Source organism: Shewanella sp. W3-18-1 (assembly GCF_000015185.1).
Classification (GTDB): Bacteria; Pseudomonadota; Gammaproteobacteria; order Enterobacterales; family Shewanellaceae; genus Shewanella; species Shewanella putrefaciens.
This window is the reverse complement of the sequence record NC_008750.1, coordinates 3847073-3870475: the sequence shown is the minus strand read 5'-3', so window position 1 is coordinate 3870475 and position 23403 is coordinate 3847073. Positions and strand designations below refer to the sequence as shown.

General features: G+C 44.8%; 22 protein-coding genes and 1 pseudogene. 8 read left to right on the top strand and 15 right to left on the bottom strand.

The features are described 5' to 3' along the window. Positions 1-41: 41 nt before the first annotated feature. Positions 42-476, top strand: coding sequence for a DUF3069 domain-containing protein (locus SPUTW3181_RS17605; protein ID WP_011790647.1), 435 nt, complete (start codon positions 42-44; stop codon positions 474-476). 199 nt (positions 477-675) lie between these two features. Here SPUTW3181_RS17605 and SPUTW3181_RS17600 read toward each other — a convergent pair whose 3' ends face one another. From SPUTW3181_RS17600 to SPUTW3181_RS17565, 8 genes are all read right to left on the bottom strand, one after another. Next, complete coding sequence (locus tag SPUTW3181_RS17600; protein ID WP_011790646.1) at positions 676-2364, bottom strand: NAD-dependent malic enzyme; 1689 nt, start codon at positions 2362-2364, stop codon at positions 676-678. Positions 2365-2631: 267 nt separating this feature from the next. Further along, entirely contained in the window at positions 2632-3096 is a 465-nt protein-coding gene (locus SPUTW3181_RS17595; protein ID WP_014609922.1) for a DUF1456 family protein, read from the bottom strand. Between the two features lie 149 nt (positions 3097-3245). Next, the gene (locus SPUTW3181_RS17590; RefSeq protein ID WP_011790644.1) at positions 3246-4520 is read right to left on the bottom strand and encodes an Nramp family divalent metal transporter; all 1275 of its coding nucleotides are present in this window, start codon (positions 4518-4520) and stop codon (positions 3246-3248) included. A gap of 58 nt (positions 4521-4578) precedes the next feature. Continuing rightward, the gene (locus tag SPUTW3181_RS17585) at positions 4579-5109 is read right to left on the bottom strand and encodes a PH domain-containing protein (RefSeq protein ID WP_011790643.1); all 531 of its coding nucleotides are present in this window, start codon (positions 5107-5109) and stop codon (positions 4579-4581) included. Between the two features lie 506 nt (positions 5110-5615). Then, on the bottom strand, positions 5616-6116 hold the full coding sequence (locus SPUTW3181_RS17580) for a DUF4447 family protein (RefSeq protein WP_011790642.1): 501 nt from the start codon (positions 6114-6116) through the stop codon (positions 5616-5618). 30 nt (positions 6117-6146) lie between these two features. Next, the gene (locus SPUTW3181_RS17575) at positions 6147-6554 is read right to left on the bottom strand and encodes an SMI1/KNR4 family protein (RefSeq protein ID WP_011790641.1); all 408 of its coding nucleotides are present in this window, start codon (positions 6552-6554) and stop codon (positions 6147-6149) included. A gap of 159 nt (positions 6555-6713) precedes the next feature. Beyond that, positions 6714-7499: a RelA/SpoT domain-containing protein gene (locus SPUTW3181_RS17570; protein WP_011790640.1), complete on the bottom strand. Its 786-nt coding sequence runs from the start codon at positions 7497-7499 to the stop codon at positions 6714-6716. Positions 7500-7718: 219 nt separating this feature from the next. Next, entirely contained in the window at positions 7719-9803 is a 2085-nt protein-coding gene (locus SPUTW3181_RS17565; protein WP_011790639.1) for a M13 family metallopeptidase, read from the bottom strand. A 329-nt stretch (positions 9804-10132) separates the two neighbouring features. Between SPUTW3181_RS17565 and rsuA the strand changes: the two genes are divergently transcribed. Next, a complete protein-coding gene (gene rsuA / locus SPUTW3181_RS17560; protein ID WP_025007855.1) occupies positions 10133-10885 on the top strand; it encodes a 16S rRNA pseudouridine(516) synthase RsuA in 753 nt (250 codons plus the stop codon). Between the two features lie 74 nt (positions 10886-10959). On the opposite strand, the gene SPUTW3181_RS17555 is transcribed toward rsuA, so the two are convergent. From SPUTW3181_RS17555 to SPUTW3181_RS17545, 3 genes are read right to left on the bottom strand one after another with little or no spacing between them, the layout of a single operon-like run. Continuing rightward, positions 10960-11916 (bottom strand): DUF4097 family beta strand repeat-containing protein, encoded by a 957-nt coding sequence (locus SPUTW3181_RS17555; protein WP_011790637.1) that lies wholly within the window; start codon positions 11914-11916, stop codon positions 10960-10962. Continuing rightward, entirely contained in the window at positions 11913-12488 is a 576-nt protein-coding gene (locus tag SPUTW3181_RS17550; protein ID WP_011790636.1) for a hypothetical protein, read from the bottom strand. The genes SPUTW3181_RS17555 and SPUTW3181_RS17550 overlap by 4 nt, the downstream gene beginning before the upstream one ends. Then, positions 12488-13021 (bottom strand): RNA polymerase sigma factor, encoded by a 534-nt coding sequence (locus SPUTW3181_RS17545; protein ID WP_011790635.1) that lies wholly within the window; start codon positions 13019-13021, stop codon positions 12488-12490. Before SPUTW3181_RS17545 ends, SPUTW3181_RS17550 begins: the two co-directional genes overlap by 1 nt. Positions 13022-13435: 414 nt before the next feature. On the opposite strand from SPUTW3181_RS17545, the gene SPUTW3181_RS17540 reads away from it, so the two are divergent. After that, complete coding sequence (locus SPUTW3181_RS17540; RefSeq protein WP_011790634.1) at positions 13436-15298, top strand: methyl-accepting chemotaxis protein; 1863 nt, start codon at positions 13436-13438, stop codon at positions 15296-15298. 62 nt (positions 15299-15360) lie between these two features. Here the strand turns inward: SPUTW3181_RS17540 and SPUTW3181_RS17535 are convergent, their stop codons facing one another. The 3 genes from SPUTW3181_RS17535 to lolB form a co-directional block, all read right to left on the bottom strand. Beyond that, on the bottom strand, positions 15361-16308 hold the full coding sequence (locus tag SPUTW3181_RS17535) for a ribose-phosphate pyrophosphokinase (protein WP_011073601.1): 948 nt from the start codon (positions 16306-16308) through the stop codon (positions 15361-15363). A gap of 110 nt (positions 16309-16418) precedes the next feature. Next, positions 16419-17273 (bottom strand): 4-(cytidine 5'-diphospho)-2-C-methyl-D-erythritol kinase, encoded by an 855-nt coding sequence (gene ispE / locus SPUTW3181_RS17530; protein ID WP_011790633.1) that lies wholly within the window; start codon positions 17271-17273, stop codon positions 16419-16421. 1 nt (position 17274) lies between these two features. Next, the gene (gene lolB, locus SPUTW3181_RS17525; RefSeq protein ID WP_011790632.1) at positions 17275-17919 is read right to left on the bottom strand and encodes a lipoprotein insertase outer membrane protein LolB; all 645 of its coding nucleotides are present in this window, start codon (positions 17917-17919) and stop codon (positions 17275-17277) included. Positions 17920-18171: 252 nt separating this feature from the next. Here lolB and hemA point away from each other — a divergent pair, with 252 nt between their 5' ends. From hemA to SPUTW3181_RS17500, 5 genes are all read left to right on the top strand, one after another. Continuing rightward, positions 18172-19422, top strand: coding sequence for a glutamyl-tRNA reductase (gene hemA / locus SPUTW3181_RS17520; protein WP_011790631.1), 1251 nt, complete (start codon positions 18172-18174; stop codon positions 19420-19422). 14 nt (positions 19423-19436) lie between these two features. Beyond that, positions 19437-20528, top strand: a complete 1092-nt coding sequence (prfA, locus tag SPUTW3181_RS17515; RefSeq protein WP_011790630.1) for a peptide chain release factor 1 — start codon at positions 19437-19439, stop codon at positions 20526-20528. Between the two features lie 2 nt (positions 20529-20530). Next, entirely contained in the window at positions 20531-21379 is an 849-nt protein-coding gene (gene prmC / locus SPUTW3181_RS17510) for a peptide chain release factor N(5)-glutamine methyltransferase (RefSeq protein WP_011790629.1), read from the top strand. 442 nt (positions 21380-21821) lie between these two features. Continuing rightward, positions 21822-22214: an SMI1/KNR4 family protein gene (locus tag SPUTW3181_RS17505; protein WP_011790628.1), complete on the top strand. Its 393-nt coding sequence runs from the start codon at positions 21822-21824 to the stop codon at positions 22212-22214. Between the two features lie 105 nt (positions 22215-22319). Beyond that, positions 22320-22601 carry a hypothetical protein gene (locus tag SPUTW3181_RS17500; protein ID WP_227498122.1) on the top strand — a complete coding sequence of 94 codons (282 nt, stop codon included), beginning with the start codon at positions 22320-22322 and terminating at the stop codon, positions 22599-22601. Between the two features lie 272 nt (positions 22602-22873). On the opposite strand, the pseudogene SPUTW3181_RS17495 reads toward SPUTW3181_RS17500, so the two are convergent. Next, positions 22874-23287: pseudogene (locus SPUTW3181_RS17495) on the bottom strand (GNAT family N-acetyltransferase). Positions 23288-23403: the final 116 nt, after the last annotated feature.

The window sequence follows — 23403 nt, the reverse complement described above, 5'->3', positions numbered from 1 at the left end:
TTAGCCATAAAAGTTATTACCGCATAGATTAGAGAGTTTGCATGATTTATTTATCAGATAGTTACCGCAAAACTGCGGAGCAAGTTTCTTTCAATGTCGCCAATAAAGTACTCCCTATGGCGACATTGCCAGAGAGTTTGTTGGAGGCTTACCAAGGCTTATACACTGAACTCTTGGAAGACCGAGAAGGTAAATTTAACCAAGCGTGGGCATCTTTACCCGCCAGTGCGCGTAATTTGATGGAACAAGCCGCATTCCACGGTTTCTATATTGCCAATGCTTGGTTGCAATTAAGCCGTGTCGCCCAAGAGATTTCTGAGCAAGCCGATACCGATAGTGCAATCCAAGAGCAAGAATACAATGGTATTTTTACGCGTTTAGCTAATGAGTCATTAAAAGAAAGCCTGCGTAAATTAAAGAAAGCCCGCACCGATCGTTCTATGCTCAATAGCTTTAAGCAAGTGATGGCGCCATAGCGTTGCACTGAAATCAAGCCTAGTGCTGAAATTAACCTAGTGCTGAAATTAACCTAGTGTTGAAATTAACCTAGTGTTGAAATTAACACTGCGCCTGAAGTTAAAAAGCCCACTACTGTAAAGTAGCGGGCTTTTTACTGGTTTGCACAAACTCAGTTAAGCTGTTTTGCCGCAACGAGCGCAGCGGCAATGGCCAGCCTTAGAATGAGGTACGTTTATAGCGGCGGTATTCTGGTTTCCAGAAATTACCTTCAATTGATTGCTGCAAAATCTCATCGCTCATAGGTAGCGTTAACCCTTGTTCTACCGCGACTTTGCCTACTGCGAAAGCAATGTGCTTACTCACGGCATGGATATCTTCCAGTTTAGGCAGTAGTGGACCTGTACCATCGATTGCCAGTGGCGAACATTCGGCAAGTGCGCGACTTGAAGCCATCAACATGGCATCGGATACATGACGTGCGCCAGACGCTAATACGCCTAAGCCAATACCTGGGAAGATAAAGCTGTTGTTGCACTGGGCAATTTCATAGGTTTCACCATCGACCACAACGGGCTCGAACGGGCTGCCCGTAGCGACGAGTGCTTGACCTGAGGTCCAATGCAAAATGTCCTTCGGTGTCGCTTCTACGCGGCTGGTGGGGTTCGACATAGGGAAAATAATCGGCCGAGCACAATGGCTGTGCATAGCGCGAATAATTTCTTCAGTGAAGAGACCCGGAACGCCAGATACCCCAATCAGCACTGTCGGCTTGGCGTTGTTTACCACATCGAGCAGTGAAATATTGTCGCTGAAGTTGTTCCAGTTTTGAATGTTGGCACATTTCTGCGCCAACTTCTGCTGGAATGGCAACAGGTTAGGCATGTTATCTAGCAATAAGCCCCAACGGTCAACCATACACACTTGAGTGCGAGCTTGCTCGTCGCTGATCCCTTCTGACACCATTTGTGCCACGATAGCTTCGGCGATACCGCAACCGGCGCTACCAGCACCGAGAAAGGCGATACGTTGCTGATTTAATTCAGTGCCCGCAGCCTTACACGCGGCGAGCAAACAGCCAACGGCAACCGCAGCGGTGCCTTGAATATCATCGTTAAAGCAGCAATAGCGATCCTTATAACGCTCTAGGATCGGCATGGCATTCTTTTGGGCAAAGTCTTCGAACTGGATCAAAGTATCCGGCCAACGCACGTGGACGGCTTGCATAAAGGCTTCAATAAACTCGGCATATTCTTCGCCACCGATGCGCGGATGGCGCCAACCCATATACATAGGATCTTCTAACAACTGCGGATTATCTGTGCCTACGTCTAAGGTAATGGGCAGGGTATAAGCCGGACTGATACCGCCACAGCTAGTGTAGAGTGACAGCTTACCGATAGGGATCCCCATGCCGCCAATACCTTGATCGCCAAGGCCTAAAATACGTTCACCATCAGTGACTACGATGATTTTAACTTTTTGGCGAGTCGAGTTATTGAGGATGTCATCGATCCTATCTTTGTTCGGATAGGAGATAAACAAACCACGGTTGCGGCGATAGTTTTTCGAAAAACGCTCACAAGCTAAACCGACTGTCGGCGTATAGATGATGGGCATCATCTCGCTGATGTTATTTTGCACTAAACGATAAAATAAGGTCTCGTTTGTGTCTTGAATATTCCGTAGGTAAATGTGCTTGTCTAAGTCGTTATTGAAACTTCTAAATTGATCGTAGGCGCGAGAAGCCTGCTCCTCAATCGTTTCAATGGCATAGGGGACTAAGCCTTCGAGGTTAAAGAAAATTCGCTCTTCTTCAGAAAATGCACTGCCCTTGTTAATCAGTGGGGCTTCAAGAATGGCAGGTCCTGCAAACGGAAGATAGAGGGGGCGTTTATTATCGTCCATGGGTAACCTTTGAGTTATTGTTTAAGTGGTCAATACGTGCTTTAAGTCACGTAAGGTTACCACGAAATGTGATCTTTGTTGTCCGCGGAAAGCGGTATTTGTGGTTTTTTTTACAGCAGCAAAAAAGTTCGCTGTTTAAAACAGGATTTTTGAGGTTGTTGAAATGGAATTGCGATGCGCTTGTGTGTATCCAAACAAGCTTAGTATAGATAAACGTAGAGGTAAAAAAACGCAGCCTAAGCTGCGTTTGATGTCATAGATTTAGCGTTATACGCCGCGATACTTAAGTGATAAGCCGCGAATAAAGTTACGCAGTATTTGATCGCCACACTCTTTAAAATTCTTGTGGTCTGGATTGCGGAACAAGGCGCTTAGCTCTGATTTTGACATTTGCACTTCGGCTAATGCCAAAGTAGCGACTATGTCTTCTTCACGCATTTCGAGAGCCACTCTCAGCTTTTTAAAGATGAGGTTGTTGTTTAAACGTGAAACGGGTGCGGGAATTTCTGCACCTTCACGTAAACCGCGTTTTTCTATAATAAGACCATCTAAAAACTGACATAGGGTCGTGTCGTTACAAGCTTTATAACCTTCTTCCTCTTCTTTACGTAGAAGATCAATCATCTCTTCGACAGGCACTTCTCTTCCAGCTTTGGCAAAAATTTTAATCATTTTTGCATTGCTAAAATCAAACACGAAGCGCAAACGGCGCAAAATATCATTATTAATCATGGTCATCTCTTGGCGCGGCTGCGCGGTCTGGTTTAAGAGGCAGTATTATATACCCAAAGCGCTTCAAAAAGCAGAATTCAGTGGGAATTTAGCGCCGTTGACTGGGTATGTTTTTTTAAGCCTTGATTGCAGTTTGGCCATTTGACTCATTACCCTTTTATGACGTTGTACCAATAGATAAACAGTGCCGCAAAAATCAGTAGGTAACTCAGGCCAAACCAAGACAGTAGTTTCATCTTAGTGCCATATCTGTCTGTCTTGGGGAGCTGTTTGCTGGTCATTAAGCGGTAATTTAACCAAGCAAAAATGACGGTGGTCATAAAGGCCAAGATCATCACAAACTCGAGTAACGGTAAGAGTGCGCCTTTAAAGAAGAGGATCAGCAATAAGCCAAAGGCACTGATGGCGAGCATGATCCCTGTGAGGCGTTTGTCTGAACTGGTCTTTGAGGTGAGTAACTGCCAGCCCATATCTAAGGTGCGACTATAACCATCGATCACTGTTACTGTGGTACTAAAAATACACAGGAACGCGACAATACCAATAAGATAACGACTCTCGCCGCCCATCACTTGGCTGTAAAGATTAATCAATTGATTCGCAAATTGCGCACCCGAATCTGAAAAATGCTCTCCACTGCCGTGCATGACCAATGCGCCAAGTGCGAGGAATACAATTGCGAGGATGGCGGTGACTAGATAGCCTAAGTTGAAATCCAGTATTGCTTGGAATTGAGTCACTTTTTCGGTCTTTTGTTTCTCGAGTAACCAGAGTGAATTCCAAGCACTGACTTCAATCGGTGCTGGCATCCAGCCCATCATGGCGACGAGAAATCCCACATGAGCCCATTGCCAAGGTGAAGGAGAGACAAAATTGCTCGCTAATGGTTGAGCATGATCCAAAGCTAAAGCCACGGCAATCAAAGTGGTTAGGGTGAGGGCGAACATGATGATCTTAGTGAGTCTATCGAGCAGTTGATAATGACCCAAAATCAGTAAAGCCAAGGAACTTAGCAATACTAGTAGGGCCAACCAATCAATGGGCAGCGGAATAAACTGGGTCAACATCGCCGCCGTTAACATGCAAACGCCCGCTGTGCTGGCGATGGCGGCGATAACATTGAGTCCAGTAAACAGCAGTAAGTAACCTCGGCCCTGTTTTAAGTAACCATGTAGTAGACTTTCCCCTGTGGCGGCCGTATAGCGGGCGCCAGCGGCAAAGAAGGGGTACTTAAGTAAATTTACCCCCAGAATAGCCCAAGCTAATTGCCAACCAAATTCGGCGCCCGCGCGAGTGGATGCAACTAAATGGGAAGCACCAATCGCGGCTGCAGCCATAAGAACACCGGGCCCCATGGCTTTAATGCCGAGCATCAGATGTGTCATCCAAGAGGATGATGTGGAGGTTACTGAGGATTCTGTCATCTTGTTATCAAAAAGACCTAACGTATTGAACTAAAATATTTTACTCAAGCTATCAATTTCATTTTTGACCGAGTAAGGCTTCTATTCGTTTTAGACTGGCAGCAATTTCGACCACATTTTGTAGAAGGATAGTGTCCAACTGTGCTGGTGAATGGGCTTGGGGGATATGATGGCTAAGACGTTCTTTTTGTTCAAGAACAAGGGTTCTAAACTGAGGCGCATCAACAATGCCAACTAAACTAATTAGGGCACCAGCACCCGATTGTCCAGCGGTTTCAACCGTGAGCTTATGTAAACCAAATAAGCGCATAATTGGACCTTGGATCAACGCCATATCGGTAATTTTATCTAAAGGCACAGTGTTTTCGGTGCGCGTTAATATGCCGCGACGTACGATAAGTTTGTTATGGGTAAGCTGGGCACTCATATTGTTAATATAGCGACGAGTTCCCCACAATCCAATTGGAAACCAAAGCAATAACAAGGGAATACCTATAATACTCAGGCTAAAATATGCGGCGCCCGATAGCAGCCAATATAAGCTTAAATTGTCTGCAAACTTAGCTTGGTGAATGATGTTGTCTTCCATACTTTCTCCATAAATCCCGTTATTCAAGCTTATGATATGGCTGTGGTGTGTACTGCTATACAAGGATGATTATCTTGGGTTATCTCTCAATGAAAATACAGATTTTTAACATATTAGGATATTCTTTTTTATCCTATGGTTTAGCAACCTATACCAATCGTATTAAATATCTGTTCATTCAGCGGGAGTTCAAAGCGCTTTAGACAAGGCGAAGGCTTGAAGGCATAGTGGTCTCTGTCAAAAGCCTTAAACGCAGTATAAAGCGCGTTGAAACCCGCCCTTCGGGAGCCACACAGGCATCCCACTCCCGTGTTGCATTAACTTAAAAGGGAATGACCATTTTTGCGTCAATGCGCCTTGGATTGAGATGCCTGTGAGGCTCTGAACTGATTAGATATTTAATGTGATTGGTATTAGTTGTTTTGAAAGACTTTTGTGAGGGAATACTTCAAAAATAAAAAGGGCAGATATCAAGATCTGCCCTTGGTCTCGTGTGTTTTTGGGTTTTAAAGCTGTGTCGCTGCCCATTTTGCACGGCTTTCGCGGCTTTCGCTCATACCATGCTGCTCACGGTAGGCTTTATAGGCTTCAACATCGAGTGGGATCAAGCTGACATCTACTTCGAGTACCAGTTTGCACTCTTTCTTAATGCGCCATGCGGATGTGTTGTAGAGTTCCGTCAGTGGGAGTGAGCTTAAAAATTCTGGATTATATTGGCTATAAATGGCTTGGGTTGGATATACCACAAAGGCGAGTTGGCGCTTAGGTTCTTTTTTAAACAAGGCTTCAATACCATCAGTGGTATTGAGCACTTGCATCTCAATAATATCGTCGATTTCTAACAGCTTCTTCTGGGCAAGCTCTGGCGCCATTGATTCACCATTCTCCCAGGCTAAGACGTCGGCTTCAGTATGATTAGTCAGTTGACCTACTTGAGCAGGGCTTAGGCTAAGCGATTGGCGTAAGTAGCTCATTTCAATGGCGTTCAAGCCAATATTTTTAGACATAATGCGGTTCTCAAGTTCGATAATAAAAAATTAGTATTTGTTTTTTAACCAAATATCTTCAACCCATTCCCAGAAGGATTCCCAATAGATATCGGCAAAGTCACCATTTTTCCAAAAGTGCACTTGACCCTCTTGGTCGATGCAATAAAAGTCATCACCCATCTGACAAATGGCAATCATGTCCCTTGGCATGCCGATTGACCAAGCATAACAGGTCACTTCGGGGAGATAAGTGTGTGAATAGGGATCGGCAACGGTAACCGGTTCAATTGCACCATAAATGACATCACTGGCGTAAAGTAGATATTCTTTTAGCTCCCTTGGCAATGAAATGAGGATCTGCTCTTCCACTTCAACGAGTTGTTCAAATGTGGGTAATTCGAGCGGAACGGGCACGCTTTCACTGCGTTCTTGGAGTTGCTCAATAATGTCGTGCATGGCATTTCCTGCGGTTAGGGCTATGGCGCGGGATTATATACCCAAACAACCTGAAGATGCGAGAAAGCGGCTTTATACCACATGATGTTGGTATCAATAGATAAAAAGGCGCTGGCACCTTTACAGGTAACCAGCGCAAGAGTGGAAGCTGTTTTTGAGTTAGGCTACGGCGACTTTTAATAAACTGGCTTCATCGACTCGTTTATAGTTAAGCCACGCTTTATGATAAAGCTTGTGTGATTCTTGGCGCAGTTGGGCAATTTGCGCTAACTCAAACTCGCTCAATGGACGCTGTTGTTTGATGGCATTGGCTTCAATCATCTGCACTTTTTCATATACCTTGTGTTCAGGACCACTTTTGATATCGGCGATATCCTGTAGGTGTAATTGCACTTCTGCAATCATGCCCGATTCGGGTAGGCGTACTAATAAGTTTAGGTCACGATAGCCAGAGGCTTTTGGTGTGGCAAAGCGGTTCTTTTGTTGAACAATTTGGGTTTGTTCACTCAATACTTGATAAACCTGCATAAGCTCTTGGATGCTATCGGTAACAATACTGGCTCTGGCAAGATCCGTAATTTTACGGGCATCACCGCTAAATTTTGTCGCCACTTTATCGGCCGCTCGTTGATAACTTTTGACTTCAGGAATAATGATATGTGCCTGAGATTGCGTTGTAATTTGCTCAAGTAATTGACTCAACTCGGCTTGAGCTTTATGGGCCTGTGAATATAAGTTTGCTAGGTTGCTTGAGGTCTGGAGTGGTATATCGAAGGTTTGGCTGCTTAGAGCATACAGACCTTGAAGATCATGACTTTGTACTTGTCTTGCACTGTAATTGCTGCGGTCTGTTTTCGTGTCATTGATATCTAAGGCGCTTGCAACGGTAGCTCGGCTTGATAGTAAAAGTAGAAAAATAAAAAAAGTACGAAATAACTTAGTCATGCGGCCTACTTCCTTATGGGTGAGTTATACAGGTCACGCATCCACCATAGGCTTCTATTGCTTAATTAAAGCTGAACCAACCATGAAGACTTGTTCATCTTGCGCATCGGTTCATATTTATCGTCTAGTAGTTTTAGGTAATAAAAATGGCGCTATCTATTACAGATTGCGCCATTTAGTGGCTCAGCCAAGATGGTTGAGCAATGATTTAAATTTGGCTTACCAAATTTTTACGCGTTTTTCTGGGGCGATATACATGGCATCACCGGGTTTTACATCATATGTGCTGTAGAACTCTGGCATGTTAGATAGTGCACCCAGTGCGCGGAATTCTGCTGGAGAGTGTGGATCGGTCGCTACGCGGTTACGCATGGCTTCTTCTTTGGCTTTTGCGCGCCAAATTTGCGTGAAGCCGATAAAGAAGCGTTGATCGCCCGTTAGACCATCAATAACGGGAGCTTCTTTACCATTAAGCGATTTTTTGTAAGCGCGATAAGCGATAGTCACACCGGATAAGTCACCAATGTTCTCGCCTAAAGTTAAGCTGCCGTTGACGTGTAGATCGTCAAACACTGCGTAACCATCGTACTGTGCGATCAGTGCTTGGCCGCGAGCAGAGAATTCTTTCAAATCTTGCTCTGTCCACCAATCACGCATATTGCCCTCGCCATCGAACTTAGCACCTTGGTCGTCAAAACCATGGCCCATTTCGTGGCCGATAACCGCGCCAATACCACCGTAATTGACGGCATCATCCGCTTCCATGTTAAAGAATGGCGGTTGCAGAATAGCCGCAGGGAACACGATTTCGTTCATGGTTGGGTTGTAGTAGGCATTAACGGTTTGTGGGGTCATATGCCATTCGTCTCTATCAATTGGCGCGCCCAGTTTCGCTAATGACTTGGCATGTTCAACTTCACTGGCACGCATAGCGTTACCGACTAAGTCATCCGCCTTGATGGTCAGTTTGCTGTAATCTTCCCATTTGTTGGGGTAACCAATTTTAGGGTTGAATTTAGCTAACTTATCCGTCGCAGCCACTTTAGTGCTTTCGCTCATCCAAGTGAGTTCTTTGATGCTGTCGCCATATGCACCACGTAGGTTTTCAACCAGTGCTTGCATACGTTCTTTGGCTTCTGGGGCAAAATGGCGTTTTACATACACTTTGCCGACGACTTCACCCAAAATATTGTTAACCGTTGCTACACCGCGTTTCCAGCGAGGTTCTTGTTCTTCTTGACCGTTCAAGGTTTTAGAGAAGAAGGCAAAGTTTTCGTTATCGAGTTCTTCACTTAAATTGCTAGCAGCGTGTGTTAGCACTTGCCACTGCATATAGGTTTTCCAAGTGGCGAGATCCGTTGTCTTGAGGATGTCGTTTAGACCTTGGATATAGCTAGGTTGATTAACGATAATATCGGTTTGCTTATCGGCACCTAAAGCGGCTAAGTAACCAGCCCAATCAATATCTGGCGCTAATGTTGGTAGATCTTTCACTTGATATAGGTTGTAGGTTTTAGTGCTATCGCGGGTTTCGACCACATCCCAATGTTTAGCAGCAATGGCTGTTTCTAGGGCGAGGATAGCTTCTGCACTAGCCTTAGGATTCGCAAGACCAGCTAGGGTAAACATTTTTTCGATATGAGCTAAATACGCCTTACGGATATTCACGAAACGCTCTGACTCGTTAAAGTAGTAGTCTTTTTCTGGCAGGCTTAAACCGTATTGCCATAGGTGAGTAGCATAGCGGCTAGAGTTTTTAGCATCGATATCGATATAAAATGCCATAGGGGTACCCGCACCAGTGATTTGGCTGTGGGCGAAGTATTTCACTAATTCATTCTTATCTTTTAAAGCATTAATGGCATCCAATTCACCCTGAATTGGTGTCACGCCCAGTTTGTTGAGTGTGGCTGTATCCATAAATGAGCGATACAAATCGGCCACTTTTTGCTCGTCTGTACCAGCGGCTAAATTAGGTGTTGCAGCCACTTCTTCGATGATGGCTTTTACATCGTCACGGGATTTTTCACGTAGATCGTAAAAGGCACCAATACTAGTGCGATCCCCTGGGATCTCTGTGTTTTTTAACCAAGTGCCATTTACATACTTATAGAAATCGTCCTGTGGACGAACCGCTTTATCAAAATGAGCAAATTCAATACCTGAGCCTAAGGCTTTAGTGACGGCGGCGGCAGTGGCTGTTTGAGTGGGTTCAGGTGTCTTAACTTCAGCCGCTTTATCATTACAGGCAGTCAGACCTGCAATTAATGAGGCACAAAGTCCCCCAATGAGTACTTTTCTCATGTCATTTCCTTCGAGTTTATTATTGTGCCCATATCTGGGGCTGTTATTGGTCTAAATGGGATCGCTTCAGGCGCAACGAGATGTATGTTAATGCTTTACTAGGAAGCGAAACAAGGTGGTTACACGGTTTAGGTGAGATTTATTATCAGTGATATGTAACTAAAAATTACTACCGAGTGTCACATAGCCTAAAAGTACAAACTTACCGTATGCAAGCCTTTTGAAGTTAGTGAACACTTAGTTCTGTTTATAGGGAAAGGCAAATAAACTTAACATATTGAAACTTAGGAGTAGAGATAGGTTGGGTATCGAACATTAAATCAGTTGAATTGCCCTTTAAGGTCATCGGCCTCATAATACGGCAGTTTTCTTTATTGAAGTTGAGTATTAACGTGCGTTTAGACAAATTTATTTGTGAAAGTACCTCTCTCACCCGTTCATTGGCCAAAAAAGCGTTGCACCGCGGTGATATCACCTGTGATGGCGTGGTTATTAAAGACGCTGGTTTTAAAGTCACTGAGGGAATGCAGATTTGCCTTGAGGGAGAACCCATTGTTTTAGTGGGTGAGCGTTATGTGATGCTCAATAAACCCGTTGATACCATTTGTTCAACCATCGATGAGGCTTATCCATCAGTGTTAAGTCTGCTCGATATCCCGAAGCCTGAAACCTTGCATATTGCCGGTCGTTTAGATGCCGATACGACGGGACTTGTGTTGATCACCAGCGATGGTCAGTGGTCACACAAAATCACATCGCCTAAAAAAGAATGCGGTAAGCGTTACTTAGTGCAACTAGCCGACCCTGTGGATGACGGCCTAATTGAGGTCTTTGCGAAAGGGGTTGCACTGCGTAATGAAGATGGTCTGACAAAACCTGCGGTCTTAGAGATTATTGATCCGCAACAGGTTCGTTTAACCATTACCGAGGGGAAATATCACCAAGTGAAGCGTATGTTTGCCGCTGTTGGTAACCTTGTGGTGGGATTGCACCGTGAACGTATTGGGCAAATTGAGTTAGATCCAGATTTAGCCCTAGGTGAGTGGCGTTACTTAACCGCTGAAGAGATCGCTTCAATCTGAAATACTCCATAAACTGAAGTACTCCATAACAATGCCGCCCAGCTGTGGGCGGCATTGTTGTTCACGGGAGGGGATTAACGTGTTTTGAGGATAAGATTACCGCTAATAGAGTTCATTTTTACCTCCGCAGTACCTGCACCTGTTTGGAAACTGAGTGACTCATTTGATATGTATTTTTGTTTTTGAGGCATATCTTGGCTTAAGCCATTTTTGATTTTTCCACTTGGGCCACCGTTTAAGTCAAAGTTGGCATCAGGTTGTTCTGGGAAGGTAAGCGTAATATCGCCGCTGACGCTGTCAACATTGGCTTTATCGAAGGTTTTTGCCAATGATATTTGAGTATCGCCGCTTACCGTTCTGACACTAATCTCTTTTGCTTTACTAAAATCGGCAGTAATTTCACCAGATACTTGTTCTACTTTAACTTTCTCGGCCAGTGTTTGACTGTTTAGATCACCACTCACGAGTCGATACTTGATTTCACCTTGACTTTCAGTGTCTTGAATTTTTCCTGAAACTGTCTCTAACATGACTTTACCTTCCAGCCCCTTCGTGGTGATGTCACCTGATACTGTGTGTAACGAAGGACTGCCACCAAGACCATCGGCGGTAATATTGCCACTGACACTATTTAAATCCAATTCACCTTTGACTTGGGCTATTTGCATATTTGCGGAGATAGTATCAGCGTTAAGTTTGACGGTTTTAGGCACTTTTATCGTGAGTTTTGAGCCTTTATCATCACTGCCGTTGTAGTGGCGAGGCATTTTATCTTCAATCGTTAAGTTATTGCCTTTTTGCTCAAAAACAAAACCTTCACTCAGTTCGTCGAGCGTACCTGTTACGCTGACTTCATCTTTATCCCAAGTCTGGATTTGTAGATCACCACGTTGGACTTTAATTTGCAGTTGGGTACCGCTAGTTATGCTCAATTGTTTGTCCACACTTTGGGCCGCAAATACAGTGCCCATTAAACCGAGATAGAGTGCTGAAGCTAATAGGCTAGCTTTTGTCAGATTAATGTTGCTCATAGGGTGTTTCCTTGTGTTGAGTTTTGAATAGGGAGTTTTTGGCCTTGTTGCAATAGATCGAGTTCACGTTGTTGCACCCAAAGCCAGAGTTGCCATAACTGTTTATCGGTTGGATTTGCTTGTAATGCCTGGTAAATCTGTAGACCTGCTTGTCTTAGTTCTGCGAGCCCTTTTTCTAACGGTGCACTAAAGTGACTCGTTTGCCAGAGGGGGGCATTTACTGAGTGTTCAAGAGCATCGACTTGCCCTTGGTGTGTGGCAGCAATTTGTGTCAGTAGGGTTTGTAATGCTTTATCACTTTCTGCACTTGTGCTCTGTGAGGTGAGTGATGCATTTGGTGTCTCCCTTTGGTATTGGAAGCCCCAAAATACGGCTAATACAATTGCCGCCGCCATTGCCCATTGCGGCAATAGGTGCCGTGTTGGCGTAGGGGTATTCACATTAAGATGCAATGGTTTATCCATACGTTTTTCAATTGTTTGCCAAAGATCCTGTTTGGGTACTAACGCCTTAGGGGCATTAGCAATCAATTGTTCGAGCTGTTCTTCACGGGAACGCGGTGGTAACGACATTACAGCATCTCCTGTAGTAATTGCTTCGCTCTGTGATATTGCGTTTTACTGGTACCAACGGCAATCCCAAGCAGCTTGGCGATTTCCTCATGTTGGTATCCTTCTATGGCGCAAAGTACGAACACCATGCGAGCCCGTTCAGGTAGTTTGAGGATAAGTTTATCCAAACCTTGATACCCTTCATCTGTGCTATGGGGTTCGATATCACTTTCAATGGGAATAAAACGCGCCCAAAAGGATTTTTGTTTACGAATACTGCTTAAAGCTTGATTCACACAAATGCTATGTAACCAAGTTGAAAATTGGCTATCCCCCCGAAATTGCGGCAATTTTTGCCACACGAGGATAAAACACTCTTGGGTAATTTCTTCAGCCTGAGCGACATGCCCACACAGGCGTAAAGCCAGAGCATAAATACGCTGATGATGGTTTACGTACAGTTGCTTAAATGCAGCACGATTTCCTTGGCTCGCGAGGGCGACAAGATCAAAGTCAGACATTGTGCTGTTGAGTGGGAGTATCCCTGCCGTCACTGTACTTTCCTATCATGCTGATTGAATATTGTAGATTTGACGCCCTGAGGGGGGCAAAAGGTTTGGAGTCAGTGAAAAAATTTTATCTAAGCCGCTATCAGCGAGTCTTACTAATAGGGAATTTGGCTATTTTGTCATAAAAGTGTCATATAACATGATGACATCCAAGTAATATTTTTAATTTTTCGCCGTTATTCAAGCTGTCTGCCAATTAAACTCGAACTATACTTTCTTAGGCGCAATCTATGTCACCACTTTCAAAAGAATACTGGTTTGTTATTGCAAGCGGTAATGCTGATTAAGAGTGTGAATACCGACATCAGAATAGGCACCACAAGTGATGATTGTATATGGTTCAGCTTTTATAGGCTGAGCTTTTATACCTTGAAGAAAATAATGATATCGGGGACTTTTATGTTAATCCGCTCAAAGTTGTTACTCAGTGCGGCAGTATCCATTTCGGCATTAATTGCGATGTTTGGCTTGCAACTTCATTCTAATTCTGTCGAATCGGAGCTTTCCCATTTGGCGCAAAATATACTCGAATTAGAACGAGACACGCTTATACTTCGTCGGAATGAAAAGGATTTCTTTGTTCGTAAGGATTTAAAGTATGTTGAAAATCATAAACAGGTTTATGGTCAGATAAGTCAATCTATCCCCGCATTGGAACAAATCTTCAAAAAATATGATGTCCCGACGCAATCTTTAGATAATTTTTATCGTCACTTAAATCAATATCAGTCAACATTTAGCGAGGTGGTAAAACTACAGCAAGAAATAGGCTTAACCCCTCAAACGGGACTTTACGGTACGCTAAGGACTGCTGTCCATAACGTAGAATCATTGCTGAAGGAATATGAGCAGGCATCTCTCGCGGTTGCAATGCTGCAATTAAGACGTAATGAAAAAGATTTTATGTTACGCCGCGAACTCCGCTATGTGGAAACCTTTGATACCAATATTGTTTCATTTAACAATAGCTTGCTTTCTTCAGGCTTAGATAGCGATATCCAAGGTAAAATTTCCGTTCTTATTGAACAATATCAAAAAGATTTCAAAGTGTTAGTTAATAAAGAACAACAGCTTGGCTTAACAGAACAAGATGGGACCATGGCGCAGATGATTGAGGCAAATAAGTTAACCGAAGCAAGCGCCGAGGAGTTGCATCGTCTGGCACTTAAAGCGATTGAGGTAGCCAAGAGCAGCAGCGTTAATCTTGGTATGATGGTGTTTTTATTAATAACAGCATTACTGTCTATTATCACCTATCTGATTATCCGCAGTATTATCACTCCTGTTGAGCGCATTACTCAGGTCATTTCTCGCATCGAGCAGAGCAAGGATTTGACCTTAAGATGTGACGCTTCGACCCAAGATGAACTAGGTAAGATAGCTGAACATTTTAATAGTATGGTGGGGAGCTTTCAGCAGTTGATCGAGCAAGTTATTGAGTCTGTTGCGACCATCAATACATCCTGTAAGCATGTATCTGAAAATGCCATGCTCGCCTCTGAAGGTGTAGCACAGCAGCTCAATGAAACCGATATGGTAGCAACAGCGATAACTGAAATGGGGGCAACCATAGATGAAATTGCCAAAACCACTGAGCTTGCCGCACTTAAGGCGGGTAAAACCCACGATAATGCGCAGAGTGGTCAACTGGAAGTTGAGCAAACCATACATAAGATCCAGTCTCTGGCCGAGCAGCTCAATAGTTCTGCATCGGTTGTGGATGAATTAGAGCGTGACAGTGAAACGATTGGCAGTGTGCTCGATGTGATCCGTGGCATTGCCGAGCAAACCAATCTCCTCGCGCTAAATGCTGCGATTGAGGCTGCACGTGCTGGTGAGCAAGGTCGAGGTTTTGCTGTGGTTGCTGATGAAGTGCGTAGTCTTGCGATGCGAACTCAATCCTCGACTCAGGAAATTGCCAATATTATCCAAACCTTACAGAGCCGTACCCGTTCTATTGTGCAGCTTATGGATGCCAGCCAAAAGCAAGGAACAGAAAGTGCGGAGCAGGCCGCCGCCGCCGGTGCACTGCTGAAACTTATCAATAATGATGTGCGTAATATTATGGATATGAGCACGCAAATTGCGGCAGCTATCGAAGAGCAAAGTATGGTTGCCGCTGAAGTGAACAAAAACGTCGTCGTGATCCGTGATATTGCTGAAGAATCATCAAAAGCGGCTGATGCTAACGCTTCGGCATCCGATGAACTTAAGGCCCAGGCCGAGTATCTCTATCGCGCAGTAAGCAATTTTAAAATCTAAACCTTTGGGGAAAACAAAAACGCACTCAAATGAGTGCGTTTCTTTTACTGCAAGTCGCCAGATTAATGGCTAAACATCGCAGAGATAGACTCTTCGTTACTTACGCGACGAATAGCCTCTGCCAGTACCGCAGACATTGTCAACTGAGTGACTTTAGCCACTTTTAACATTTCTGGACTTAAAGGAACTGTGTCAGTAACGATAACTTCATCGATCACTGAGTTGGTAATATTTTCAGCCGCTTTGCCTGAGAACACAGGGTGGGTTGCGTAAGCAAATACGCGGTTTGCACCATGTTCTTTTAAGGCTTCTGCCGCTTTACACAGAGTGCCGCCTGTGTCGATCATATCGTCAACGATAATGCAGTCGCGGCCTTGAACATCACCGATGATGTGCATAACCTGAGCAACGTTCGCCTGTGGGCGACGTTTGTCGATAATAGCTAAATCAGAATCATCGAGCAGTTTGGCAACCGCACGGGCGCGAACAACGCCGCCAATATCGGGTGAAACCACCACTGGATTATCAAGTTTCTTCGCTAACATATCTTCTAGTAGCACAGGGCTGCCGAATACGTTATCAACAGGGACATCGAAGAAACCTTGGATTTGCTCAGCGTGCAGGTCACATGTCAAAACACGGTCAACACCGACGCTTGACAGGAAATCGGCAACCACTTTCGCGGTAATAGGTACACGTGCGCTACGAACGCGACGGTCTTGACGTGCATAACCAAAGTAAGGAATCACGGCGGTAATGCGACCGGCAGATGCACGACGCAGAGCATCAACCATAACGATGAGTTCCATCAGATTATCGTTGGTCGGCGCACAAGTGGATTGGATGATGAACACATCGGCTCCACGTACATTTTCGTTAATTTGGACACTGATTTCACCATCGCTGAAACGACCAACCACTGCGTCTCCGAGTTTGCAAAATAGACGATCGGCTATCTTTTTAGCGAGACTGGGGGTGGCGTTCCCAGCAAAGAGCTTGATGTCGGGCACTGTATGAACCTCAGGCGTTTGCTTTATATTTTAGTGGCTAGAGTAACGACGATGTAGGGACGGGAGGACCCGAGGCGTTATCGTATGTGGTTACCCTAGAAGAAAGTAGTTTACGGATGATTGAGCCGCGTGATAAGCGGCGAAATATTCATCCCTTTTGCAACAAATCCTTGCATATCAGACGGTAATTTCGCCAAGGCTGCGAGAGCTTGTTGCTGTTGTGTAAATTCCCCAAACACGCATGCGCCTGTTCCGGTCATTCTCGACGGCGCATATTCTAGCAGCCAGCCCAAGGCCTTGGCAACTTGAGGGTATTTAGATACGACCAGTTTTTGGCAATCATTTATCCACGCCTGACTCATCAAAGTATCGATGGCAAGTTTTGGGGTGTTACGTGGTAAAAGGGGATCTTGGAACACTTCAGCGGTGGAAACGTGGGCATCTGGTGCAATAACTAAATACCAAGGCTCTGGTGGTGATACCACTTGTAAGCGTTCACCGATACCTTCGGCAAAAGCCGCGAAACCATGAATAAAAACAGGAATATCGGCACCCAATTTAAGACCAATTTTAGCCAGTTCTTCGGTCGATAATTGGGTGTTCCATAACGTGTTTAGTGCCACTAATGTGGTGGCAGCATCCGATGAACCGCCGCCTAAACCGCCACCCATCGGCAGACGTTTATCTAGCCAGATTTCTGCTCCACCTTTAAAGCTTGTCATTTGTTGTAATGATTTTGCGGCTCGCAGAATTAAGTTATCGCTATCTGCGACAACGCCAGCCATATTCGAATGCAAAATCAGCTCAGAGCTGTCAGTGACCTTGAAATCCAGCATGTCGCAGTAATCGATAAACTGAAACAAGGTTTGCAACTCATGATAGCCATCGGTGCGGCGGCCATTGATGTGCAAAAACAAATTAAGTTTGGCTGGCGCGGGCCAATTACGGGAGATAGCTGCTGACATGCTAAGGTTTTTCCCCAATCATTATTGTGGCCTTGCCAAGGGCTTGCCATTGATTGATTTGTAGTTTGAGTTGTAAATCACCGCGTTCAAGTTTTAATTGATGAGGGATATGAGCACCGCTCTGTAATTGCCAACTTAAAAATTCGACGACCCAAGAGGGTGGCGTTTGATCATTAATCAGTTGTTTAGGATTCGCTTTACTATCGCGGCTTAACACGCGATCCTGCGAGCCGATTTGGCCTGTTATCCAAAGTGGCAAATCAGCTAAGGGGATCGACCAACCGCTGACGCGCTCAAGTAAATCTTGGGCGTTATTGTCTTTAAAGTCTTTGCCATCAATATGTAAATGGGCGGAGTTAGGTGTCGCTTCTAGGGTTAACACCGTTGTGCCTAGCATTGTCGTGAGCGTGAGTTCATCACGCTCTTCGCTATGGCGCCAATAAAGATTGGCACTGAGCTTATCTTCAGGGGTTTTTATGGCAAGTTTGCCCTGTAATTCCCATGCTTTTGCTTGGTCTGGGTGGCTTACTGTGATGGGGGTTAAGTCATCAGCAGGAGGCAGCGTTTGGCAGCCACCCAAAAAGAGCAGGGTGCTCAAGGCAATACAAGAGAAAATGGATTCTGTGAAGCGCTTCAAATTATTCATCTATGACTGATATACCAAAGTCCTTATGATACGAGGGCTTGGGAATAATACCAATGCCAATCGTAAAATTTCCATCGGCGGTCACTTAGGATTCGCTTCTTAGCGCCAATCCATGTTTATCTAGATTGATAGAAAATTTAGGTAACAAGTTAGACCTTTATTCGGTTTTGTTAAGCGTATTCTGTTTTTAGTTGGGCCAATTCAGTAGAATGCCCTTATTAAGATAGACGCCAAGAATCTAGAAAGAGTCAGATGAGCCTTGTAGCAATCGGTATTAACCACAAAACAGCCACGGTAGACCTGCGTGAGAAAGTTGCCTTCTCTCCAGACAAAATTCATGACGCCATGAAGAGTCTGGCCAGTCGTACGCGCTCGGGTGAAGCCGTTATTGTCTCGACCTGTAATCGCACTGAGTTGTATTGCAACAATGGCGATGAGGCTGACATCATTGAATGGCTTGAAGAATATCATGGCCTAGATCATAAAGATGTGGCGCCTTGCCTATACAATTACCACGGCCAAACCGCGGTTAAGCATTTGATGCGTGTTGCTTCAGGGCTTGATTCGTTAATTTTAGGTGAGCCGCAAATTCTAGGGCAGGTGAAGCAAGCCTTCGCGAAAGCCAAGGAAGCGGGCACAGTTGCTTTAACCATAGATCGCCTTTTCCAAAATACCTTTTCCGTTGCCAAAAAAGTGCGCACCGAAACGGAAATTGGCGCTGCTGCTGTGTCGGTGGCTTTTGCCGCTGTGAGTATGGCGAAGCATATCTTCTCCTCACTGTCGACCACTAAGGTGCTGTTGATTGGTGCGGGTGAAACGATAGAATTGGTAGCCAAGCATTTAAAAGATAATGGTGTGGCCTCCATGGTGGTGGCAAACCGTACTTTAGAGCGTGCTCAGGGCATGTGTGAAGAGTTTGGTGCGACTGCAATTACGCTGGCGCAAATACCAGATTATCTCCCTAAAGCCGATATCGTGATATCCTCTACCGCCAGCCCGCTACCAATCCTTGGTAAAGGCATGGTCGAAAAAGCGCTAAAGCAGCGTCGCCATCAACCTATGTTATTGGTTGATATAGCAGTTCCCCGGGATATTGAGCCGGAAGTCGCCGATTTGGATGACGCGTTTCTGTATACAGTGGACGACCTGCATAGCATCATTGAACAGAATATGGCTTCTCGAAAAGAAGCCGCCGAGCAAGCTGAATTAATTACTGAAGAACAATCTTACCTGTTTATGGATTGGGTACGTTCTTTAGAGTCGGTCGACAGTATTCGCGAGTATCGCAATCAGAGTATGGCGATAAAAGATGAGTTAGTAGAACGCGCCCTGAATAAATTAGCTCAAGGGGGCGATACTGAGCAGGTATTGATTGAATTAGCCAATCGCCTGACGAACAAACTTATTCACGCACCAACCCAAGCCCTCACTGCGGCGAGCCGTCAGGGTGATTTGAATACACTAGGTCAGTTAAGAACAGCGCTTGGATTAGATAAAAACTAAGGTTAGCGAGTTAAATGAAGGAATCCGTTATCCGCAAGCTGGAAGGCTTGCTCGAGCGTAATGAAGAAGTTTTGGCCTTGCTTGGTGATGCATCTGTTATCGCTGATCAAGACCGTTTTCGTGCATTATCAAAAGAATATTCTCAGTTAGAAGAAGTGGTTGCAGGCTTTAAAGCTTACCAACAAGCACAGGCTGATCTTGATTCCGCCAAGGAAATGTTGGAAGAAGATGATGCTGAAATGCGCGAGATGGCGCAGGAAGAAATGAAGGCTGCCAAAGCAGAATTAGAGCGCCTTGAAAGCGAATTGCAGATCCTGCTTCTCCCTAAAGACCCTAACGACGATACCAACGCCTTTATCGAAATTCGCGCTGGTGCCGGTGGTGACGAGGCGGCGATTTTTGCGGGCGATCTGTTCCGTATGTACAGCCGTTATGCCGAAGCCAATCGCTGGCAGATGGAAGTGATGAGCTGTAACGAAGGTGAGCACGGTGGCTTTAAAGAAATCATCGTTAAAGTCAGCGGTGAAGGTGCCTACGGTAAGCTGAAATTTGAGTCGGGCGGTCACCGCGTACAACGTGTGCCAGAAACCGAATCACAAGGGCGTGTGCATACCTCGGCTGTTACCGTAGTGGTAATGCATGAAGTGCCAGAAGCTGAAGCGATTTCAATCAATCCTGCCGATCTTAAAGTCGATACTTTCCGATCATCGGGTGCGGGTGGTCAACACGTTAACAAAACTGACTCGGCTATTCGTATTACCCATATTCCAACGGGGATTGTGGTCGAGTGCCAAGATCAACGTTCGCAACATAAAAACCGTGCTCAAGCCATGAGTGTGTTGGCTGCACGTATTCAAGCGGTTGAGGATGAAAAACGTCGTAGTGCTGAAGAGTCGACTCGCCGTAGTCTGGTTGCCAGTGGTGACCGTTCCGAGCGTGTACGTACCTACAACTTCCCCCAAGGCCGCGTGAGTGAGCATCGTATCAATCTTACTTTGTATCGCTTAAATGAAGTGATGGAAGGCGATTTAGATGCGATTTTAACACCGCTGATGCAAGAGCATCAGGCCGATCTGTTAGCCGCACTGGCTGACGAGCAGGGGTAACTTTGTCCGATCAATCTAGCATCGCTGAAGCCCTACAATGGGCCTATGTGCAGTTAGCATCAACCTCTGAATCCGCTCATCTGGATGCAGAGGTTTTTCTGCTATATTGCCTCAATAAAAATCGTGCTTATCTCTATACTTGGCCTGAAAAGGCCCTGACGATTGACCAGTGGAAACGCTTTCAGCAAATGGTACTAAAACGCCAAAAAGGCGTGCCCGTTGCGCATATTGTGGGCGAACGTGAGTTTTGGTCGCTGCCTTTTATTGTCAACGACACTACTTTGATCCCGCGTCCTGATACCGAAATTCTGGTAGAAACCGCGCTAAATTTACCCCTATCGACCTATGCTAAAGTGCTCGATTTAGGCACAGGCACTGGCGCGATTGCACTGGCATTGGCATCCGAGCGTGAGTCATGGGAAATTACCGCTGTCGATAAGGTCGATGATGCTGTCGCGTTGGCTATCGCAAATCGTGAAAACTTAAAGTTGCCGCAGGTTGAAATCCTCCAGAGCGATTGGTTTAGCGCCGTAAAGTCGCGGGATTTTGACTTAATCGTCTCAAATCCCCCCTATATCGATGAGGCCGATGAACACTTGCACCAAGGCGATGTCCGCTTCGAGCCGCAAAGTGCATTAACCGCCGCTGAGGAAGGCTTTGCCGATCTCTACTATATCGCCAAAACTGCCCGCGATTATTTAAAACCTAATGGTTATATCCTACTCGAGCATGGTTTTGAACAGGCCGTAAAACTCAGAGGTAAGTTAATCGAACTGGGTTATGAAAATGTCGCCACAGTGCGTGATTTTGGCAGCAATGATAGATGCACTATGGGCAAATGGGCGGAGTAATTCGCCCTTGTTTTTAATGAAGATGTTTACATTGTGAGCCGTTATTCGTTATTTGTTGTCCACTATTCACTATTCATGAACCGTCATTCCCGCAATGCTTTTGAGCGGGAATCCAGCTTTTGGTTAGATCCTAAAGTCGTGGCCAAATTCAGTTAACGATAAATGATCTATTATTGGTCGCGTGCATTATTTTAAAGCAGCAGATCTCCCCACCTCGCCGCTCCTCGATAGAGCAAATGGCATACCTTATAAGTCTGATTATCGAAACTTATCCGTAAATATTATCACTACAATAGGCGTGCTTTGGACGGTAAATTGAACTAGACAATATTGGCTAAGTGTTAGATTATCAAAAAATTAATGAGCATGCTTTCACTCAACTGAGGTGAAAGATGAGCTTGTACATTATATAAGTGTTATAGCTAAAGCTAAGGAGAGTGCAGTGGCGTTTGACTTGTCCGAAGAACAGCTAAAGCGAACCGAGGAAGAGTTGGGAGCAAAATTGCCTCACGAATACCGTGAAGCGATGAAAATAGATAACGGAGGCGAGGCGTCTACAGAAGAAGACGATTGGGAGTTTTATCCTATTAAAGATATCTCGAATAGGAAAAGGTTATCGCGTACTTGCAACCACATTATTAATGAAACCGAGTCATGCCAAGGTTTCGGCTACTTCCCAGAAAGTGCGATCACCATTGCAGGTAATGGGTTTGGAGATCAAATGGTTTTTCTGAAAGAAGGCGAATCGTTTGGCGACACTGTGTATTTATGGCTGCATGAAACGGGAGAGCTCCAGCAATTGGCAGGTTCGTTCAGTGAAATCAAAAAGCGATAACACAGCGATGCACTGTGACATCTTTTCCGTTGCAGTTTCGCCTCCATTACAAAAAAGTTGCACGCACTGGCGGCGTCAAATGCTAAATCACCACATGGAGTTAAAATGAAGAAAATAGCATTCATCACATTGGCTGCAATTGCTTTAGTAGGTTGTAATCAAAAGGCTCAAATAGATCAATCTAAGATGTGTATTTATAGTACTGATGAAGAAGCAAAGCAGTGTAAATCAGGTGAAATGTCTTGGTTTAAGCCTAGCCGTTGGGGCAATGAGCAATTACCACTCAATGTTGCTGGTGCATATTGTGATTTTAACTACGAAGTAATGTACAACAACTCTGGTGTGATCTGTGTGTTCACAGATAAACGATTGTTATTGGTCAATTAAAATGGCCTTTACCATAGCGTAGTTAGGTGTGACGGCGTTTCGTTGTGGCAGTAGAAAAAGACAAGTAAAGATAAAAGTTGGTTCCCCGCATTCGCGAGGATGGCTTTATTTTAGGTGGCTTACTTCGTTTTAGAGAATCTACTTCGTTTTAGATGGATAACTCAGGTTTGTTGGCTGGCATTTATTTGCTCCAGTACAGTGAAATGGCTAGGTTAGATATCTGGAATTGTAGCTGAAGCATTGGGGTAGTTTACGGCCGTAGACCTTCAACATCACAACACTTTTACCATAAAGAATTTACTGCCGATTTCGGGGTAGGCTTGTTGTACCCATTGCACATGGTAACCGTGGCGCTCGTAGAAAGGCTTGGCTTGAAAATCGAGGGTATCAAGCAAGGCAAATTGACAACCGCGAGCTTTTGCTTTGGCCTCTGCCTGTAATAATAACCGCGAACCGATTTTTTGATGTCTTAGGGAACCATCAACTCAAAGATAATCAATTAAAAACCAATTACCGAAGGTTTTGCCGCTAATGCCTGCTAGCAGTTTTCCCTCTGGGTCTTGCAGTTTTAACCCCAGATTTTTACGGCTAAGCCCTTGCCAATGGGCTTGGTTAAATTCCACTATTTTTTGTTTTATCGCCTCGGCAAAATCAGCCGATTCATCGTCAATTGGCGTTAAATTCATAATCATTTTCTCTGTATTTTTGACTCAAACTAAGCGCGCTAATCAAGACGGTTAGACATTGGTATGCCGTAAAGGATTAGGGTAAACTAGCGCCTTTGTCACTGACCATAAGAATC

Bases quoted from the DNA above. Each gene is read 5' to 3' on its own strand.
- SPUTW3181_RS17605 (WP_011790647.1), top strand. From the start codon at position 42: ATGATTTATTTATCAGATAGTTACCGCAAAACTGCGGAGCAAGTTTCT.
- SPUTW3181_RS17600 (WP_011790646.1), bottom strand. From the start codon at position 2,364: ATGGACGATAATAAACGCCCCCTCTATCTTCCGTTTGCAGGACCTGCC.
- SPUTW3181_RS17595 (WP_014609922.1), bottom strand. From the start codon at position 3,096: ATGATTAATAATGATATTTTGCGCCGTTTGCGCTTCGTGTTTGATTTT.
- SPUTW3181_RS17590 (WP_011790644.1), bottom strand. From the start codon at position 4,520: ATGACAGAATCCTCAGTAACCTCCACATCATCCTCTTGGATGACACAT.
- SPUTW3181_RS17585 (WP_011790643.1), bottom strand. From the start codon at position 5,109: ATGGAAGACAACATCATTCACCAAGCTAAGTTTGCAGACAATTTAAGC.
- SPUTW3181_RS17580 (WP_011790642.1), bottom strand. From the start codon at position 6,116: ATGTCTAAAAATATTGGCTTGAACGCCATTGAAATGAGCTACTTACGC.
- SPUTW3181_RS17575 (WP_011790641.1), bottom strand. From the start codon at position 6,554: ATGCACGACATTATTGAGCAACTCCAAGAACGCAGTGAAAGCGTGCCC.
- SPUTW3181_RS17570 (WP_011790640.1), bottom strand. From the start codon at position 7,499: ATGACTAAGTTATTTCGTACTTTTTTTATTTTTCTACTTTTACTATCA.
- SPUTW3181_RS17565 (WP_011790639.1), bottom strand. From the start codon at position 9,803: ATGAGAAAAGTACTCATTGGGGGACTTTGTGCCTCATTAATTGCAGGT.
- SPUTW3181_RS17555 (WP_011790637.1), bottom strand. From the start codon at position 11,916: ATGAGCAACATTAATCTGACAAAAGCTAGCCTATTAGCTTCAGCACTC.
- SPUTW3181_RS17550 (WP_011790636.1), bottom strand. From the start codon at position 12,488: ATGTCGTTACCACCGCGTTCCCGTGAAGAACAGCTCGAACAATTGATT.
- SPUTW3181_RS17540 (WP_011790634.1), top strand. From the start codon at position 13,436: ATGTTAATCCGCTCAAAGTTGTTACTCAGTGCGGCAGTATCCATTTCG.
- ispE (WP_011790633.1), bottom strand. From the start codon at position 17,273: ATGTCAGCAGCTATCTCCCGTAATTGGCCCGCGCCAGCCAAACTTAAT.
- lolB (WP_011790632.1), bottom strand. From the start codon at position 17,919: ATGAATAATTTGAAGCGCTTCACAGAATCCATTTTCTCTTGTATTGCC.
- hemA (WP_011790631.1), top strand. From the start codon at position 18,172: ATGAGCCTTGTAGCAATCGGTATTAACCACAAAACAGCCACGGTAGAC.
- prfA (WP_011790630.1), top strand. From the start codon at position 19,437: ATGAAGGAATCCGTTATCCGCAAGCTGGAAGGCTTGCTCGAGCGTAAT.
- SPUTW3181_RS17500 (WP_227498122.1), top strand. From the start codon at position 22,320: ATGAAGAAAATAGCATTCATCACATTGGCTGCAATTGCTTTAGTAGGT.